The following is an 18871-nucleotide window of genomic DNA, read 5'->3' on the forward strand; positions in this document are numbered from 1 at the left end:
GATATTATGACTTGATCAACATCACTTGTTTGCATCTGTATTGAATAACGACTATTTGATCTTACTAAGAGAATCTTGTCTTTAAAACACTACAATCTGGAGATAAAAACTATTTACAAAATTATTCTACCTCTCCACACATCTTATTATAACGACTATGTAAGCGAATACAAGTTATTTAACTTGATATTGGCGGATATCATTACGAACACCAGCAAAATAATATCTACCAGTTTCTTCATCACTGATAAGCTCAACATTATTTTCTGGATCTTCCAAACCTGCAGAAAAGATTTCCTCATATTCGGCAACACTAAGCTTGCTTCGATTATCTAATAAAGCTTTATCTCCAACCTTATCAAGTTGTTTTTCATAGCCTTCAACTACATTTGCGGAATAAAATTCAGCCATTGCACCTGAACCATAAGAAAACAGACCGACTAAGTCTCCAGCTTTTAACCTACCATTTTCAAGTAAACTAAGTAGACTCAAGTATAACGATCCAGTGTAAATATTACCTACATTTGCATTCAATTCTTTAGCTGCAGTAAAGCTGCCCATTAAACGGGCATTTGTTTCTTCATCCGTTCCCTCAACAACTAATCTGTTTGCCTTTAATCCCATCTTAGTAAAAGGTAAGTGGTAGACAATAGCAGCAAAATCTTTTGTTTCAAGATTCTTTTGTTCTTTGTAAGCAGAAAAAGTATGTTTGAAAAAGTCTAAGTAAACCTGGGTAGAATACTTTCCATCTACCTTAGCTGTTTTAGAATAGTTAGGCCGCCAGAAATCATTGATATCCTCACTATAAGCACTATGGCCCTCATTTAATTCTAAAATTCTTGGATTACTAGAAATTAATAAACTAACACTTCCAGCTCCTTGAGTAACTTCACCAGCAGTATTAACCCCATAGCGAGCAATATCACTGCCGATAACAATAGCAGTTTGATCAGGATGAAGTCGTACAAAATCTTGGGCAATCATTAAGCCAGCAGTTAAGCCAAAACATGCTTCCTTAACTTCAAAAGCTCTCACAGTAGGATCTAAACCTAATGCCGATTTTACAAATAAAGAACCAGATTTAGATTGATCCACACTACTTTCAGTACCAAAAATCAAAAGTCCTACTTTTGATTTATCAATCTTATCGCTATAGCGTAAAGTTGCATTAATTCCCATTGAAACTGCATCTTGAGTTTGATCGGCAACACTCATCTTTTTCTGTCCAATTCCAATTAAAAATTTATTTGGATCTTGATTCCTAGCATGTGCTAAATCCACCATATCCACATACTTATTTGGAGTAAAATATCCAATCTGATCAATTCCAACCTTCATCTACTTGTAATCCTTTCTTATTTCATTTAAAAATTCAAAAGCTGCTTCTTGAGTATATTTTTTACTTTCTTGCAATTTCTTTAAAACCATTGCTTTTTCAGCTTCATTAGCTTTTAAGGTTGCTACCAAATTTCTCGCCTGCAATTTCATATGCCCGGCTTGAATTCCCTTGGTAGAAATTGCTAAAAGAGCTGAAAAGTTATTGGCTAATCCAGTTGTCGCAATAACTTGTGCTAGCTCTTTAGCAGAGATACTGCCTAAGAGACTAAAGCTTTGCTGAATGTCTCGACGAGCCTTAATTGAGCCACCTACTACACCTATGGCTAAGGGAACTGTTACCGTCCCCACTAACTTATCTTCTTCAATTTTCCACTTACTTAAAGATGTATAGGTGTCATTTTTATTAGCCCAAACAGCGGTTGCTGCTTCAACTCCACGATAATCATTACCAGTTGCAACTAATACACTATCAATACCATTCATAATTCCTTTATTATTAGTCACTGCCCGATAAATATCAGTTTGCCCTATTTTACTCAATAAGACTATCTTTTTGGCAACTTTCAATCCTCCTACGCTATCAAGCGAAAGACTTACTTTTGCACTAGTCAATTGAGTAGGATAATTAGACAAAATTGCGTACAGAGTTTGTTCAATATCTGACTGCTTCTCTAATTCATTTCCTAAAAATTCTAAAATAGCATTTGTTTTATTAGCTCCCATGGCTTCTGCTGGATCAACTAAAACTCTAAGAAAAACTAAATTTTCTTTTTGAGAAGCTTCAATTTTACGAACTCCTCCGCCATGCTTGACTAAGCTGTCGAATTTTTTATTAGCTAATTTAATTAATTGAGGAAATTCAGTAGTAAACCTAGTTAAATCAAAATTATCAGCTACCTCTAAAACAATTTGACCATATATTCCATTTCGTCTACTATCAGCTACCGCTCCACCATTTTGATTAAAAATTTTAGCTGCATGATTTGCGGCTGCAACAACTGATGGTTCTTCGACGGCCATTGGTACTTGATAATCTTTCCCGTTAACTATTAACTTGGGAAGCACACCCAGCGGAAGACGGACTTGACCAATTACATTTTCACTAAGTTGATTTAGTCTTTCTAAGGCTTCAGGATCAATTTCACTCAGCTTAATTCCCTTTTCTGTTAAAAAGGCTCTTCTTTCCTCTGGCAGCCATTGATAAAATTTCTTGTTAGATGATTCTTCTAATTTCATATGCAATTCCCTGACCACCGCCGATACATAGAGATACAATTGCTCTGCGACCATTAATTTTACGCAAACCATTTACTGCACTCATTACCAAGCGCGTACCGGTTGCACCAAGCGGATGTCCTAAACTAATTGCTCCTCCAGCGATATTTAATTTTTCTTTTGGAATATTTAGGTCACGGGCTACAGCATATGCTTGAGCTGCAAAGGCTTCATTAATTTCAATAAGATCGTAATCTTCAATTGTGCTATTAGTTTTTGTAAGTAATTCTTTAATGGCAAAGTATGGCGCATAACCCATATAAGCAGGATCACAGCCAATTTCTGCATAGGCACCTAAGTATGCTAATGGGGTTAAATTTAACTCATCTAATTTTTGTTGATTAGATAATAACAACATACTTGCACCATCAGTTAGCGGAGAAGAGTTACCAGCCGTAACTCGTCCATTTTCTTTAAATACAGGTTTTAATTGACCTAATGCTTCTAAACTAGAATCTGGTCGAATGGTTTCATCATGATCAAGAACATTACCATCGAGTTCAATTGGTGCATACTCTTCCTCAAACCAGTTGTTCTCTTGAGCTGCATAAGCCTTGGCATGGGAATCACGCGCAAATTCATCCATATCTTGACGCGTAATATGGTATTTATCAGCTACATTTTCAGCTGTAATTCCCATTGGCTTTCTCGAATAAGCATCCCCAATTCCATCTATCATTAAACTATCTCGATATGCTGGATTTTCATCATGCTTTTTACTTTTATCAAGTAAAAGCGGTGCATTTGTCATACTTTCTACCCCGCCTACAATTGCAATTTGAGAATCTCCTAGGAGCATTTGACCTTGAGCAAACCGTAATGCCTTTAAACTTGAACCACAAACATCGTCTACACTAGTACCCACTACAGCTTCAGGTAAACCTGATTTTAAAGCTATTTGTCGAGCGACATTTTGACCTAGTCCAGCACTTAATACATTCCCCACTAAAATATTATCGATTTCATCTTGTGGAACAATATTCTTTTTCAATAATCCCTTAAGTGCTAACACTCCTAAGTCAACAGCACTTTTATCCTTATAAAATCCGCGATACTTGCCAAAAGGAATTCGATTCATTCCTACTATATAGACATCCTGCAACACTCTTCCACCTCTTAATAAAAATTATTCTACTAACATAATAGCTCACGACATGTATCAAATGTATAAAGTACAATTTTTTTAATCAATTCTAAAAAAGATTGCTACCCAATCTTAGCAACCTTTTACATATACTTACTCAAAAACTCATTTACTTTTTCTTGATATTGAATCGGGTGAGTCGCAAATGATTTAGCATGTTTAGCACCTGGAACAACCCAAAGTTCTTTTGGACCATTTGCTGCCTTATAGTTTTGATAGACCATCTTTGTTGGTACAAAAGTATCTTTAGCACCATGAATAAATAGTATTGGCTTTTTATTTTTAGCGACTTGGTTTACGCTGCTAGCATCTTTTAAAAAATAACCTGCTCGAAGTCTAGTTATTCCACTTAAAATTTCAACTAGAGGAAAACGAGGAAAAGTCGGAAAATGATATAAATCTTCTGCTTCGTGTTCTATCTCATCTTTAACATTAGTATAACCGCAATCTTCAATATAAGCTTTTACTTGTTTAGGCATTTTTAGTCCACTTGCCATCATTGTTGTAGCACCACCCATACTTACACCAAAGATAGCAATCTGACTCTGCTTTCCATTCCTTTTAATAACTTTCTTAGCCCATTTTTTAATATCTACTTTTTCACGCCAGCCATACCCAATATAGTTTCCTTCACTTTGTCCATGACCACGCGCATCTGGTAAAAGAACATTGTAGCCTAGTCTATGAAACATAGCAGCATACGCTCCCATTGTATCTTTATTATTCATAAAACCGTGCAGTACAATGACTGTCTTTTTAGAATTATTTACTGGAATATAATTTGCATCTAACCTCAAATTATCATCTGCTGATTTCATAATCCACTTTTGTTTGTGCACATTTTGATACCACTTCTTCTCCTTGTACAGTGGATCAGTTTTAACTAGCTTAGTATCATTATTAATAAATGATTTATGTCCTGGAACAACAGCCACCTGATAGAAATATAGGCCTGCAGCTAAAAAAATACCACAAACTGCTAAAATAGAGATAATGATTATTTTTATTTTTTTACTTTTCAGCTTCATTAGAAGACCTCGGTTCTAAAATATAATCTATATTATCTCTAAAAAATATAGAAATCAAGAGAGGATAAAGATCTATGTACTTAGATGATTTCTTAATTTTAATTTCTGATCTCCATCCTAATTTTCAATTTTTTTATCAAAATAAAAAAGATGGTGTAATTGACCCAATCAATAAAGTCCAAATTGATGGAGAACAATGCCTTTTATATACTGGGGAAAATGCTAAGACAATTGCTCAAATTAATTATTTACTGGGTAAATTAAAGTCTAACCATCTTCCTATCTATGTATGTACGAAAAATACAAACGAAAAAAATAAAATTTTTGGTATCAAAATAAATTTAGTAAAGGGACAAGTCTATATTTTATAAAGCAAGCTAAAAGGGATATGAAAAATCGATTCTCCACATCCCTAATTTTTATCTAGATATTCCTTTAAAACTCTCAAAACTCCATTGTCATTATTGCTAGGAGCCAGATACTTTGCATGCTCTTTTGCAATAGCCATCCCATTTTTCATTGCATAGCTATATTTTGCAAAATTTAGCATTGGAATATCATTACCACTATCACCGAAAGCAATTAAATCTTCACCTGTTAAGCCGAAATAAGCAAGTAACTTTTTCAATCCAGTTGCCTTATTAATCCCATGTTTAACAGCGTCAATAGCTACTGGATTTGAAGCAAAAGTAGTCACAATCTTTCCATATTGCTCATTAAATTTTTTCTCAATCTCTCCAGCTATTTTACTATCATGATGAAAAGTTAATTCAATAAAAATATCATCAGGTAACTCTTGCCAATCACTAATCTCTACACTTTCTTTAGCGAAGTACTGCAAAAATTCCTTATCTTTTTCTGGTGCTTCAGTTCCAATATATGCTGTTTCCCTACCATAGGCCATTGTTGCCATACTCCCATAGGTATGATGGACAAAATCAATTAAATCAATGGTCTGTTTTTTAGTTAATCCTTCAATAGACACTTCTTTTCCTTCAACAATTAGTCGAGAACCATTGGCAGTCACAAAATCTATGCGATCAATAAATTCAGAAAAGTCATTTTTTAAACGGGCAAACGGACGACCACTAGCTACAATAAATTGAATATTATGTTCTTCTAATTTATTTAAAACTTGAGCGAACAAATCATGATCATAGCTTCTTTGGTCATTTAAAAATGTTCCATCCATATCAACCGCAACAGCTTTAAAAGGAATAGTCATATTCTTCTCCTTACTAACGGTAATTTAAGGCACCATTTAATTTCTTACGATATATAAAGTAAATAATTAAAATAATTGGCACAATAACTAATAAAACTGGGTAAAAGTAATCTGGAGCTAAATTTTGAGCAGTTACCCCACCAATCATCGGACCAGAAGCCATTCCTATATCCAGGCCCAAGTAAAAAGTCGAACTAGCTAACCCTTGTTCTTCAATTGGAGCTAACATCAAAGCAGTAGACTGATTAACAGAATAAATAACTCCATATCCAATCGAAAGCATAATTGCAGCTAATCCCATTAACCAATTATTAACCATAAAAGTAGCAATAATTAAAAATAAAATCATCGCAACTAAACTTAGCCAGAACCAAAAGCCAAAGCGGATTAAATCAAAATACTTTTTCAAACCAATTCTAATTAATAATAAGGCGATCGCATAAATTACAAAAAAATAACCTACAGCAATCGAAAAGTGTTGTCTTTCCACATACACTACAATGTCGGCTTGTGTAATAAAATATGGAATCGCAAAAAAAGTAGTTAATAACGCTACAGGAATAGCATCTTTTTGAATGATTTTTATTTTTCTTTTTTTATTATTAGTAATTTTAGGCTTAGCATGGTTTCCAACAAATTGAATAGAAACAATCATTAATAGTGCTGCAAGTACAGCAAGCCAAAGAGCTGACTTATAACCAATTATTTTATATAAGTTAATGGCTAAAGCTGGGGCCAGAGCCATGGCTAAAGCATTCATCAAACCATAAAATCCCATCGCTTCTCCAACATGACTGCGAGGAACCAGAAATGCTAACCACGTAGTCATACAAACCGTTGCCAGCACAAAACCCGTACCATTAATTAGCCTAAAAATTAAAAGCCAATTTCCTGATGGAGAAAAACAGTAGCCTGCCACCCCAATTAAAATTAGTACGCCCCCAATAAAGGATAAACTATACTTTGAAAAACGATCGGTTAAATTACCAGCGACTGGTCTTAAGAACATTGAAACCACACTCATAATACCTGTTATCACACCGGCAAAGACAGCACTAGCTCCTAAACTAATTGCATAGCCATTAATCAAGGGTGTTACAAACATTACTGAAAACATAAAAAAGAAAGACGCGGCCATAACCAGAATAACGTCTTTAGTATAAATTGATTGCTTCTGTTTCAATTTTTTTACTCCTATCTAGCATTATCACTTTTAACTTTATCACACTTTTAGTTTAAGCAAAAAAAGCCAGTTGAATAAATCAACTGGCTTAGTAGTTTATCTTACTTAATTAATAACCCATGTAACGGTCTCTTTCCCAGTCAGAAACTGATTGAGTGTACTTAGACCATTCAAGGTTCTTAGAATCAATAAAGCTTTGAGTCAAGTGTTCACCTAAAGCTTCTTGAATTAATGGGTCAGCCTTAAAAGCTTTTACCGCATTATGCAAAGTAGATGGAAGTGGTTTAATGCCTCTCTTAGCTCTTTCTTCTTCAGACATTTCAAAAACGTTAGAAGTAATAGGAGCCATTGGCTTCTTAGCTTCTTTAATACCATTTAATCCAGCAGTTAAACAAGCTGCAAGGAGAAGATATGGATTAGCAGTTGGATCAGCTGAACGCATCTCTAGACGAGTGTTAATTTCTTCTGCATCCGGAATACGAACAAGTGGTGAACGGTTCTTAGAAGCCCAGGAAATATAAACAGGAGCTTCAAAACCAGGAATTAGACGCTTATATGAGTTAACAGTTGGATTACCAATTGCTGTAATTGCACGGGCATGTTCCAAAATTCCATTTAAGAAATAAAGAGCCGTATCTGATAAGTGGAATTCGCCATCTTTATCATAGAAGACGTTTTTACCATCTTTAAATAAAGACATATTAGTGTGCATTCCATTTCCAGCTTGACCTTCTACAGGCTTAGCCATAAATGTTGCATACAAACCATGCTTTCTTGCTACTTCACGAACAACCATCTTAAATGTTTGAACACGGTCAGCAGTAGTTAAAGCATCATCAAATCTAAAGTCGATTTCTTGTTGACCGTCACCTACTTCGTGGTGAGCTGCTTCAACTTCAAAACCAATATTTTCTAAAGTTTCAACAATATCACGACGACATCTTGCACCTTCATCATCTGAAGTCATGTCAAAGTATGATGCGTGATCTGGAACTTCAGTAGTCCAATTACCATCTTCACCTAGTTTGAAGAGGTGGAATTCAGCTTCAAAACCAATATCGAAATCTGAGAAGCCCATTTCTTCCATTTCTTTAAGCACACGCTTTAAGTTATTTCTTGGATCACCCTCAAAAGGTTCACCATTTGTCTTGTGAACTGAACATACTAAGCGACCGATCTTTCCACCCTTTTCATCTCCCCAAGGCAAAACCGCCCAAGTAGAAAAGTCTGGGTATAAAACCATGTCACTTTCCTCTAGACGAACAAAGCCATCAATTGAAGAACCGTCAAAACGAATATCATTAATTAAAACTTTATCTAATTGGCTAGTTGGAACTTCAACGGCTTTAGATGTTCCGTTAATATCGGTAAACGCTAATCGTAGAAAACGAACATCGTTATCTTTAACACTCTTTTTAATATCTTCTGCAGTAATAGTTTTACTCATTGTACACACCTATTCTAAAGAACTATAGTCCAATTTTTAAATTGGTATAGTCCTTAAAAATCTATTCACTACTTGTGCTTATGCACATTGAATACAATAGCAGACCAAATTGGTCTCGTCAATAAATATTAATATTTCTTTAGCTATTATTTAAATTAATTATTATAAAGAATACTAATAATGCCCTATTATAACTATAATTTTTTATTTGTTTAAAAACTTATTTATTTTTCTAAGAGCTTTTTCAGATACATTTTTATCCTGTAAAGGATCAAGCCAAACAACAGGTAATTGATGTTTGAAATACGTCAATTGACGTTTAGCATACTTTCGAGAAGCTTGTTTCAGTTTATTCACACATTCATCTAAAGTCTTTTCTCCAGAAAAATATGGAAAAAATTCTTTATATCCAATAGCTTGAATTACTTGATGTTCACGAGACCTATTTTCATAGATGAACTTTGCTTCTTGTAGTAACCCATGCTCCATCATTTTATCTACGCGCATATTTATTCTCTGATAGACTTCTTCTCGATCACTATTTAATCCAAGAATTAAAGCATCATATCGGGGACTAATCTTTCTTTGTTGTTCACTAAACAATTTACCTGTTCTACTAATCACAGTTAATGCTCTAAGAGTACGACGACTATTTTGCGGCGCTATTTTTTCTGCTGCGGCTGGATCTTTCTCTTGAAGAAGGTCCCACAACTTATTTTCTCCATTCTCTTTTAGATATTCTTCCCATTGTGGATCAACGCTTGTTTGATACTCCCCTGGTTCACCAAGTTGAAGCTGGTTGACCAAGGCATTAATATAAAAACCTGTTCCACCAACAACTAATGGAATGGCCCTATCAGCAACAATTTTATCTACCGCTTTGGTACCTTCAGCAACAAAATCTTTGACAGAATATTCTTCAAAAATTGAACGTTGATTAATTAAATAGTGCTTTACTCGTTTTAGTTCTTCATCTGTTGGCTTAGCCGTACCGATACTTACTTCTTGATAAATTTGCATCGAATCCCCAGAAATAATTTCTGCATTAATTTTTGGGGCTAAACCTAACGCTAGGTCCGTTTTTCCGATCCCGGTTGGGCCAATTAGTACAATAATTTTTTGCATATAAAATCCTCTTATTTTCTTGGTATCAATTCTAACAAAAATCTGCTCTTTCTTCAGAGTTAATATAGCAAAAATCTTTATTGAATTAAGAATTACTGCTAAAATTTGAGGTGATAAATAATTTTTTAGGGAGGCATTTGTATGGCAAAGAAATTCGGTGCTGGTGTTGTAACTGGTGTTTTAGCAACTGTTGGTGCACTTGCAGCAGGACTTGCTACTTACAAGAAAAAGGTAGTAGAACCTGAGCAAAAAGAAGCTGACAGAATTGAACAAAATAGAATTAAAGCCAACAGAAAGAGCTACTCAGCTCACCAAGGCTAAATAAAAAAGAGAGATTAATCCCTGTAAAAAGGTGTTGATCTCTCTTTTAATATTTAGAGGCCTTAGTTTGACCATCCCATTTTTCAAAACCATCTTTTAGCCAGTATACCTTTTCATAACCCTTCTTTTGTAAAAAGCGGGCTGCTCTTACCGTCAAGGCATTTGAATCAGAATAAAGATAAACTGGTAAATCTGGACGAATTTCTTGATATTGATATTTGAACATTGTATAAGGAATATTACGTGCTCCTAGAATATGTTCTTTTTTAAAAGGATTTTTTTCGCGTACATCAATAATTTGTGCTTTTCGCTTTCCCTTTTCAAATTCTTCATTAGTTAATGCACCACCGACTCTCTTTGATTGGATCCATGTCCAAAGCCAACTCAAAGCAAAAGCCAAAATAATGATGATTAAGATAATGTTGATAATCAAAAAAATATTCATTAATTACTTACCCCTATATAAGAATTTCTATAGTACTATGATAGTCCATTACTATCTTTTGCGCTAGTTTCCTTTTCTTCTTCAATTTCATGTTCGTGACTTAAAATCAACTTTGCGTTCATGTATTCTTTCTTAGAAACTACACCTGCATGATATAAATTATCAAGTTCAATCCCCATCAGTTCTATGTCCCACTTACGTTTGCCAACATAAACAATAATATTGAATTTTTTTAATAGCTTTTGAACATCATGTAAATTTTTCATTATTAATTATTAATCACTATTCCCTGATGTAAACAGAAGACAACATAAATAATTGCTACTACCGCTGCAATAACTCGTAATTTATGATGATATTGTCTCAAATGGGCACTACCAAAAATTATTCCTAAAAGAAAACCAGATATTAATCCACCAAGGTGACCCAAGATATCAATATGACTTGCAAATAAATCAAGCGCTAAGTTAATGATAGCCAATGCTAAAGCTTGTCTTCCCAAATAATTAATTGCGGGAATTGCCCGATTAGCTAAATAAAGAGCAATTACTACACCAAAAAGTCCAAACAAAGCTGTAGAAGCACCAGCACTAACTACAGAATCGCTTCCATATGCGTAACTTAACAGATTTCCACCAATCCCTGATAATAAATAGACTGTTAAGAATCGCCAGTGACCTAAAAGTGGCTCCATAAATTGACCCATATAATAAATCATTACTGCATTAGATGCAATATGTAACCAGCCGATATGTAAAAATTGAGCTGTAAACAAACGCCACCATTGATGTTCAACAGTAACAAGTTGATTATTCATTGCCCCAAGGCGAACTAGGGTATTAATATTAGTCGAGCCACCCATTATTGTTTCAATTATAAAGACAACAAAGAGTACTATTAAAATCGCATTTGTAACAAAAGTGTTAGAAAATCGATTAGTATTCAACTTTTGCATTGTCCATCATCCCCTTTATTTAATTAAAATAAGATTTTTCAACGGAACATCATGATCTTCAATTTTCCATTCTGTTTGGTCAAAAGCCTGGATGGAATTAACCAAGCTAAGAGTTTGAGTAGGATATTTCTTTAAAAAACGATCATAATACCCACCACCAAAACCAAGTCGACTATTTTTATCTAAGCCATAAGCTAACCCTGGTACGATTATTAAATCTAAATCATTTTTTACCTCAGCTTTTGGATCGTGATTTTCTAAAACCCCAAACTTAGTTTTTTCTAAGGAAGTATTTTTATTATAAAGTGTAAATTCCATGTTTCTTTTTGGTAAACAACGTGGAATATATACTTTCTTTTTCATCTTCCATAAAGCAGCAATAATAGGAGCTGTATCCACTTCTAGAGCCATTGAAATAGAAATACCAACATTCTCTGCTTGATGTAATAGTCGGCTTTTAAGTAGCTTTTCTTTTAAGATTCTATCTTCTAATTGTTTTTGCTGATTTTTTTCAAATTCAGTCAGTTTTTTTATTTGTAAATTTCGTAAGTCTTTTTTATTAATTAAATTCATTAAATAAAATATTATTAGATACAAAAAAACAACAGGAATTGCCTGTTGCTTTGATTACTTAGTTTCGCGGTGAAGTGTTACCTTTCTTTCAACTGGGCAATACTTCTTTAAAGCTAAACGTTCCGGATGCTTACGCTTATTCTTTTCAGATAAGTAACTTCTATCGCCACATTCGGTGCATTCAAGGATAATATGTTCTGCCATGTTTTCCACCACCTACTTATTTAGTTAACTGTTAAACTATACCATGTTTTCCGCACTTTTACCAGTACTTTTCTATTTATTAAGTTTGAAGTAGTCTTCAACCATTGCCTTTGCCACTTGCAAAGTATATGAACCTTCTTTATCTGGGTCAAGTCCTGGGAAGACTACAGCTACAGCGATTTCAGGATCTTTTGATGGGGCATAACCAACAAAAGTAGCGTTAATAACTTCTGGCGCATGTGGATTACCTGGATTATCTTCATCATAGTAAAAAGTCTGAGCAGTACCAGTTTTACCAGAAATCGAAGGCTTAACATTCTTTAATGAGTGGGCTGTTCCCCATGAATTAGTACCATGAACAACGCGGTACATCCCTTGATGAATAACATCAAGTTGATCCTGCGTCCAAGGAATACGCATCTGAACCTGTGGCTTAGTGTTATGAAGAATTGATACTTTATCACCTTGTGAATTAGTTTCACCAACTGATTGAACTAAATATGGACGCATACGATAACCACCATTAGCAATAGTTGAAATATATTGTACTAATTGAATTGGCGTATAAGCATCATAGTTTCCATAAGACAAGTCAAGAACAGAACCGGTAAGCAATTGACCAGCTGAGTTATATGAACGACCTTGAATTCCTGAAACTTCTCCAGGAAGGTCTACACCTGTTTTTTGACCCAAACCAAACATTGCAAAATTACGTCTCAATTTAGTAAATGCATCTGAAGGCATTGAGATAAAACTATGTGGCGTATATTTAGCATTTACCCATCTTAAAGCCAATTGCATCATGTAAATGTTACTTGATACTTCAAGGGCTGTTGGAGCATCAAGACTACCAAATGTACCAACTGGGTAAACAGATTTCTTAATTGGAGAACCTGGTAAGTAAATTGGCGTATCGGGCATCACATTATTAGTTGGTGTAATAACACCATTCATTAATCCACCCGCAACAGTTGCACCTTTGACTGCAGACCCCATAACAAAGGATTTATTAATTACACCTAACGCATCATCAGTATCTTTATTAGTCTTTGCATTATGATCAATACCTGCAATCGCTAAAAGTGCTCCAGTCTTTGGATTCATCGCTACTGCATAGGCACCATTAGAATACTGCGTAGCACCTGCAGCTTTAGCAGCCGCGTATTGCTTTTTCAGTGCATCTTCTACTTGTTGTTGATATTTAGCATTCATTGTCAAAATCAAACTGGCACCACTTTGTCCTTTATAGACAGTCTTAGTTTGTTCAACACCATCTCTGGACTTAGTAACTACCTGCGACTTAGACTTAGTTCCTTTCAGAAGCGGTTCATACTTTTCTTCTAAGTAACTTGTACCTACACGGTCATTTCGTGAGTAACCTTGTGTTAAGTAGTACTGCAAGTTATCACTTGGCAAACCAGCCTTTTCTGAAGAAACGGAACCAATGATACTTTTAATAGATTTTCCATTTGGATAACTTCTTGACCAGTCAGTTCCAATACCTACACCTGGTAATTCAGATAAATGCTCTCCAACTAATGCCATTTCTCGATCAGTTAGATCTTTATTCTTAATATAGATAGTGGATAAGGTGTATGCTCCAGAAATCTTATTGAAAATTAAAGCAGCTGTTTTTTGACGTTTAGTAAAATGGATATCTTGCTTTTCAACACGCTTTAAGACATTATTATAGATTTGACTTGAACTTAAAGCATCCCCATTACTATCATAACGCTCAGATCGAGGCAGCTTAGCTGTTTCCTTTTCTGATATTTTACTGTTAGCTAAATAATAATCATAGAGCTGTCTTTGGGTAGGTTCTTCATCAAGTGTTATATATTGACTTAAGCGATTAGAAATTTTATATATTTGACTAGACGTAATGCTAGAATTTTTGGTATAAGTAATTGCGTTATTAGCTTTATTACCTACCAAAACTTTACCGCTGCTATCATACATCACACCACGTGGTACATTATTTGATACAATCTTTTGGTCGGTTTGCTGTACCTCTGCTTGAAAACGTCCACCGTAGAAAAGCTGTAAGTAGGCCAATTGACCAATTAATAATAAAAATAAAACTAAAATGACGCCCAAAATAATTTTCATTCTTAGGGGCGTCGAAGTGGAATTTCTATTCGAACCTTTACTCTGTTTTAAATAATTCAAAATTCTAACCTCACTAAACTAGAATTGATTTTAGCAAAAAATGCATCTAAATTCTATTTTTCTCCCAGTGAAAATCGCAATAATTATATATTCTTAAGAAGTAGGGTATTTATCAATGATTATCAACAAAGTTAAAACATATTTTAAAAATAAATATCTATATTGGCTTTCTTTTTTACTGCCTACTTGTATCTTTGCAAGCTATTTTCTATATCGAGGCCAAGAAATTTTAACCGTTGATTTAGGGCAACAATATATTGACTTTCTTTCTTTTTATAAAAATAATCTACTCTCTAATCCTTTAAACTTTATTTTTACATTCAGTAATGGTCTAGGGAGTTCGTTTATTGGAACTAGTGCCTATTATTTAAATAGTCCCTTTAATCTTCTACTATTACTTTTTTCAAATTCATCTTTACCAATAGCTATTCTTTTAATTATTAGTCTAAAAGTCGGCGCTATTGGTTTAAGTAGCTTTTTTTATTTTCAGAAATTCTTCAAGGGTGATAATAAAATTTTTGCTTTAGCCGCTAGTCTTGCTTTTGCACTGAGCGGTTTTGTTGTTAGCTATAATTTAAATCTCATGTGGCTTGACAGTTTAATTTTATTACCTGTTTTACTAGACGCAATTGATAAATTATTTGAACAAAAGAAACACTATTTTTATCTTATCATGATCACTTTTTTACTGTGGTTAACTAATTTTTATACCGGCGTCATGGTACTATTTTTTGGCTTACTATATTTTATTACTGCCCTAATTAACCATTCTTTTTCAAGCCAAATTATTTTCCACTATTTTGCTAAGAGTATCCTAGGAACTACCCTCGCTGCATTTGCATTATTACCAGCTTTTTTTGAAATATTAAATGGAAAAATCAAGTCCGACACCACTATTTCGCTAGGTTTTCAATTTGCACCCTATCAAGCACTGGATAAATTAGTAATTGGCGCATTTAATTTTACTGAGATGGAAAAGGGACTACCTAACATTTTTTTAACTAGTACTTTTACTATCTTGTGCCTCCTTTACTTCATCAATCACCATTTTTCTCTAAAAGAAAAATTCACATCAGCTATTTTACTATTATTTTTATTCTTCTCTTTTAGCTTTAATCCATTAGTTCTTTTATGGCACTTAGGTCAGTATCCCGTTTGGTATCCAGCACGCTTTAGCTTTATCTTTTCTTTCTATGCAATCTATCTTGGTGTTCAAGTGATTGCACATACACACAAATTTAATATCACTAGTAAAACAGTTGCCTTACTTTTAGTAATTAGCTTAAGTGTCTTTCTTTTATTAAATATCCATCAAAAAGAATTTTTGAATCAAACTAATATTATTCTTACTATCCTTTTTCTTTTATGTAGTTTACTCATAATTTTATTTTTTAACTATAAGTGGATCCCAGTAATCTTTTTTGGAATAGTAGGACTAGAAGTAAGTATTAATCTGTTAGCAAGTTTAGATAATATCTCTTATCAAAAAAACTTTGATTATGCTAATTTCACTAGTAATGTTTCTCAAACTACAACCTATTTACATAAATATGACTCCGGCTTATATCGCACAGAAAAGACATTTACTCGTTCCGATGACGACCCATTCAGTAATAATTACTATGGGGTTAGCAACTTTAATTCTATTTCTGATCGTGCGGCTATTAACTTAGTAGATTATCTTGGGCTAGAAAACAATGATAATTCTTTTACCAATAATTTCGCTACGCCCTTATCTGATAGTTTTTTAGGCATCAAATATAATATTGTCCCCATTAAGAATAGGCGTAATCTACCTGAAAAAGAACAAGTTGTATTTACGAGTGCTTTTTATCGACCAGATTTAGTTACAAATACAGTCGTTAAAAGTTTTAAACAATTACAAATTAGAAAAAATTCATCTGCTTTACCACTTATTTTTATTTCAAATACCCATCAGAAAATCACCTTTTATAATAATATGCCTGCTACAAATCAAAATAATCTCTTTAGCAGCATCGTCGGTCAAAAACTTAATCTTTTCAATAGTTTATATCTAACAAATCCAAGCAAACTAAAAAACACTAAGCGTAGCAAGAATATCAATGAATATAAAAAGATTGATAAAAATAAAACTGCTACAATAACCTTTAATATTTCCTCATTTGAAAAGGGAGCTTATTATCTCGAGCTTCCCTCAAACTTAACTACTAATGTCACTTCTATTATTGTTAATAATCACCAACTTAACAATGATGATTTAGGTATTTCAAGTAAATTACTAAATATTGGATATTATTCGAAAAATACTCCTATTAAAATTGTTTTCAATCTAAACACTGAAAATATCAATTTAAATGGTATTAGAGTTCTTCAATTTAGAGAAGATGAATTTACCAAAATTATCCGTAAATTCAATCAAAAACAGCCCGTAACTCATCAAACAAGTCCTATTTCTTTAAAACTTAATTACACTGCACAAAAAAATGAAACTTTAAATTCTACCATTCCTTATTCAAAAAATTGGCTAATTTTTGACAATGGTAAACTTTTGCAAACCCAAAAATTTGCCCAAACATTTTTAAGTGCACCTATAAAAAAAGGGACCCATCACCTTACTTTAATTTATGTACCAATTGCTTTCTTAATTGGTCTTATAATTTCGATTATTTCAACCATAATTTTATTTATTTTTAAACCAAAAAGGGATTAACTTACCAGCTTTTACGTAAGTTAATCCCTTTTTTAGATAAATTATTTAAATTAGTTCAATGTCTTAACGTCATTGATAGTAACATCAAAAGTTCCACCTGGGGTGTTGATAGTTACTTTTTCACCCTTCTTCTTACCAAGTAAAGCTTGAGCAATTGGTGAATCATTAGAAATTTTTCCATTAAGCGGATCAGATTCATCAGATCCAACAATAGTATAGGTTTCTGGATCATCAGTACCTACTTCAGTGTAAGTAACAGTTTTACCAATAGAAACTTCATTAGGATCAACACTATCTGCATCAACAACTTGTGCATACTTAAGCATTTGTTCAATTTGAACAATACGTTGTTCTACAGCACTTTGTTCATCTTTTGCTGCATCATACTCTGAGTTTTCTGATAAGTCACCGAATGATCTAGCAACCTTAATTCGTTCAATAACTTCTGGACGTTTTACTAATTTTAAGTTTTTTAATTCCTTCTGAAGTTTTTCCTTACCTTCAGCAGTCATTGGATAAACTTTTTCTGCCATACTAAAAAATCTCCTTACCTATACCTATTTTTCTTTGCACCAAACAGCTTATGTTTTCTACCTAAAAAAGTCAACCATTTTTACTGGCCTAAACTACTATTTCGTTTCAAATGTTCATCATAGTTTTCGTTGTAGTAAACCTTACCGGTCTTAAGGTTTGCAACAAAGTAGAGATAGTTAGACTTAATTGGGTTCAATACAGCACTAATTGAATCTAGACTTGGATTGTTAAATGGTCCAGGTCCATATCCTTTGTGAACATATAAGTTATATGGTGATTTTACTTTAATATCCTTTAGTGATAAAGAATGTTTATGCTTATTCAATGCATACATTACTGAAATATCTGACTGAAGTGGCATATTAGCTTTAAGTCTGTTAAAGAATACTCCAGCAATCATACGCCTATCTTTAGTTTTAACACCTTCACGTTCTACTAATGAAGCTAAAGTTAAAACTTCCTGTACTGTTAAGTGCTTCTTCTTAATTGAACTATAGTATGGTTGCAAAACTTGATCAGTCTTATCAACCATTTGGTTAACTAATTCTTTTAAAGAAGCTCCTTGATAAACATCATATTTTGCTGGGAAGAGATATCCTTCTAAATGATAGCGAACACCCTTACTGTTCATAGAGCTAGTTAAAAGTTTAGGATATTGCTTCTCTAAACTCTTCATAAAGCTCTTATCTTTCATTAGCTTTAAGAAATCTTGTCGACTATACTTGGTATTCTTGCTAACTGTAGTGGCAATACTATCAATTGTTTGTCCTTCTTTTATTAGAACATGACCAACAACTGGCCGACCACCTCCACCTTGCAATTGGCTCACAATCTCTTTGTTATGCATTGAAGGTGATAAATAAAAATTCCCTGCTTGAAAATTTGTCGCACTATGACTCTTTAACCAAAAGTTGAAAACGGCCGCATTTCTAATAATCTTTTTCTCTTGTAAAATTTGAGCAATTTGACTATTAGTTGCTCCCGCAGGAATATGAACACTAACAACATCTTCATCATGTCGATTGGCTGGTTGAAGTGCGTATCCTACGTAACAGCCTCCAATCAAGACAACTAAAACTAAAATCGCTCCTAGTCCACCAAGGATCCAGCGAGTAACCTTTTTAGATGCCTGTTCCTCTAACTCATGATTTTTCTTTTTGTCTTGATTTAGCAAATGCTTTTCCTCCGAAAATCACAAAAATCTAAGACAATT

The 18871-nt window shown here is 33.6% G+C and carries 19 protein-coding genes; 3 read left to right on the top strand and 16 right to left on the bottom strand.

From position 1 onward, the window contains the following. Positions 1-174 precede the first annotated feature (174 nt). From Q9R40_RS00470 to Q9R40_RS00485, 4 genes are all read right to left on the bottom strand, one after another. On the bottom strand, positions 175-1338 hold the full coding sequence (locus Q9R40_RS00470) for a hydroxymethylglutaryl-CoA synthase (RefSeq protein WP_304675831.1): 1164 nt from the start codon (positions 1336-1338) through the stop codon (positions 175-177). After that, a complete protein-coding gene (locus Q9R40_RS00475; protein ID WP_297939408.1) occupies positions 1339-2574 on the bottom strand; it encodes a hydroxymethylglutaryl-CoA reductase, degradative in 1236 nt (411 codons plus the stop codon). After that, positions 2552-3718 carry a thiolase family protein gene (locus Q9R40_RS00480; protein WP_304675833.1) on the bottom strand — a complete coding sequence of 389 codons (1167 nt, stop codon included), beginning with the start codon at positions 3716-3718 and terminating at the stop codon, positions 2552-2554. The genes Q9R40_RS00475 and Q9R40_RS00480 overlap by 23 nt, the downstream gene beginning before the upstream one ends. A 122-nt stretch (positions 3719-3840) precedes the next feature. After that, complete coding sequence (locus Q9R40_RS00485; RefSeq protein WP_297939404.1) at positions 3841-4785, bottom strand: alpha/beta hydrolase; 945 nt, start codon at positions 4783-4785, stop codon at positions 3841-3843. A 74-nt stretch (positions 4786-4859) separates the two neighbouring features. Here Q9R40_RS00485 and Q9R40_RS00490 point away from each other — a divergent pair, with 74 nt between their 5' ends. Beyond that, positions 4860-5156, top strand: a complete 297-nt coding sequence (locus Q9R40_RS00490; protein ID WP_300594642.1) for a hypothetical protein — start codon at positions 4860-4862, stop codon at positions 5154-5156. Positions 5157-5197: 41 nt separating this feature from the next. Here Q9R40_RS00490 and Q9R40_RS00495 read toward each other — a convergent pair whose 3' ends face one another. The 4 genes from Q9R40_RS00495 to miaA all read right to left on the bottom strand — a co-directional run bounded on the left by Q9R40_RS00495 (position 5198) and on the right by miaA (position 9765). Continuing rightward, positions 5198-6010: a Cof-type HAD-IIB family hydrolase gene (locus tag Q9R40_RS00495; RefSeq protein ID WP_304675837.1), complete on the bottom strand. Its 813-nt coding sequence runs from the start codon at positions 6008-6010 to the stop codon at positions 5198-5200. Positions 6011-6023: 13 nt separating this feature from the next. Next, complete coding sequence (locus tag Q9R40_RS00500) at positions 6024-7193, bottom strand: MFS transporter (protein WP_304675839.1); 1170 nt, start codon at positions 7191-7193, stop codon at positions 6024-6026. A gap of 109 nt (positions 7194-7302) precedes the next feature. Next, positions 7303-8640: a glutamine synthetase family protein gene (locus Q9R40_RS00505; RefSeq protein ID WP_304675841.1), complete on the bottom strand. Its 1338-nt coding sequence runs from the start codon at positions 8638-8640 to the stop codon at positions 7303-7305. A 204-nt stretch (positions 8641-8844) separates the two neighbouring features. Continuing rightward, a complete protein-coding gene (gene miaA / locus Q9R40_RS00510; protein ID WP_300724349.1) occupies positions 8845-9765 on the bottom strand; it encodes a tRNA (adenosine(37)-N6)-dimethylallyltransferase MiaA in 921 nt (306 codons plus the stop codon). 141 nt (positions 9766-9906) lie between these two features. Between miaA and Q9R40_RS00515 the strand changes: the two genes are divergently transcribed. After that, the gene (locus tag Q9R40_RS00515) at positions 9907-10086 is read left to right on the top strand and encodes a DUF3042 family protein (protein ID WP_004897769.1); all 180 of its coding nucleotides are present in this window, start codon (positions 9907-9909) and stop codon (positions 10084-10086) included. Between the two features lie 46 nt (positions 10087-10132). Here Q9R40_RS00515 and Q9R40_RS00520 read toward each other — a convergent pair whose 3' ends face one another. From Q9R40_RS00520 to Q9R40_RS00545, 6 genes are all read right to left on the bottom strand, one after another. Continuing rightward, positions 10133-10531, bottom strand: a complete 399-nt coding sequence (locus tag Q9R40_RS00520) for a rhodanese-like domain-containing protein (protein WP_297940907.1) — start codon at positions 10529-10531, stop codon at positions 10133-10135. Positions 10532-10566: 35 nt separating this feature from the next. Further along, positions 10567-10797 carry a YqgQ family protein gene (locus Q9R40_RS00525; RefSeq protein WP_004893755.1) on the bottom strand — a complete coding sequence of 77 codons (231 nt, stop codon included), beginning with the start codon at positions 10795-10797 and terminating at the stop codon, positions 10567-10569. A gap of 2 nt (positions 10798-10799) precedes the next feature. Beyond that, positions 10800-11486, bottom strand: coding sequence for a rhomboid family intramembrane serine protease (locus Q9R40_RS00530; RefSeq protein ID WP_297940905.1), 687 nt, complete (start codon positions 11484-11486; stop codon positions 10800-10802). 15 nt (positions 11487-11501) lie between these two features. Beyond that, on the bottom strand, positions 11502-12059 hold the full coding sequence (locus tag Q9R40_RS00535) for a 5-formyltetrahydrofolate cyclo-ligase (protein WP_304675853.1): 558 nt from the start codon (positions 12057-12059) through the stop codon (positions 11502-11504). Between the two features lie 54 nt (positions 12060-12113). Further along, a complete protein-coding gene (rpmG, locus tag Q9R40_RS00540; protein WP_003646937.1) occupies positions 12114-12263 on the bottom strand; it encodes a 50S ribosomal protein L33 in 150 nt (49 codons plus the stop codon). Positions 12264-12335: 72 nt separating this feature from the next. Further along, on the bottom strand, positions 12336-14432 hold the full coding sequence (locus tag Q9R40_RS00545) for a penicillin-binding protein 2 (protein WP_300592640.1): 2097 nt from the start codon (positions 14430-14432) through the stop codon (positions 12336-12338). 115 nt (positions 14433-14547) lie between these two features. Between Q9R40_RS00545 and Q9R40_RS00550 the strand changes: the two genes are divergently transcribed. Beyond that, positions 14548-17124: a YfhO family protein gene (locus tag Q9R40_RS00550; protein ID WP_304675862.1), complete on the top strand. Its 2577-nt coding sequence runs from the start codon at positions 14548-14550 to the stop codon at positions 17122-17124. 50 nt (positions 17125-17174) lie between these two features. On the opposite strand, the gene greA is transcribed toward Q9R40_RS00550, so the two are convergent. Together greA and mltG are read right to left on the bottom strand one after the other, a co-directional pair. Continuing rightward, positions 17175-17657, bottom strand: coding sequence for a transcription elongation factor GreA (greA, locus tag Q9R40_RS00555; RefSeq protein ID WP_003646934.1), 483 nt, complete (start codon positions 17655-17657; stop codon positions 17175-17177). Positions 17658-17737: 80 nt separating this feature from the next. Then, complete coding sequence (gene mltG / locus Q9R40_RS00560; RefSeq protein ID WP_304675866.1) at positions 17738-18832, bottom strand: endolytic transglycosylase MltG; 1095 nt, start codon at positions 18830-18832, stop codon at positions 17738-17740. Between the last annotated feature and the right edge of the window lie 39 nt (positions 18833-18871).

This window comes from uncultured Lactobacillus sp. (assembly GCF_948948975.1).
GTDB lineage: Bacteria > Bacillota > Bacilli > Lactobacillales > Lactobacillaceae > Lactobacillus.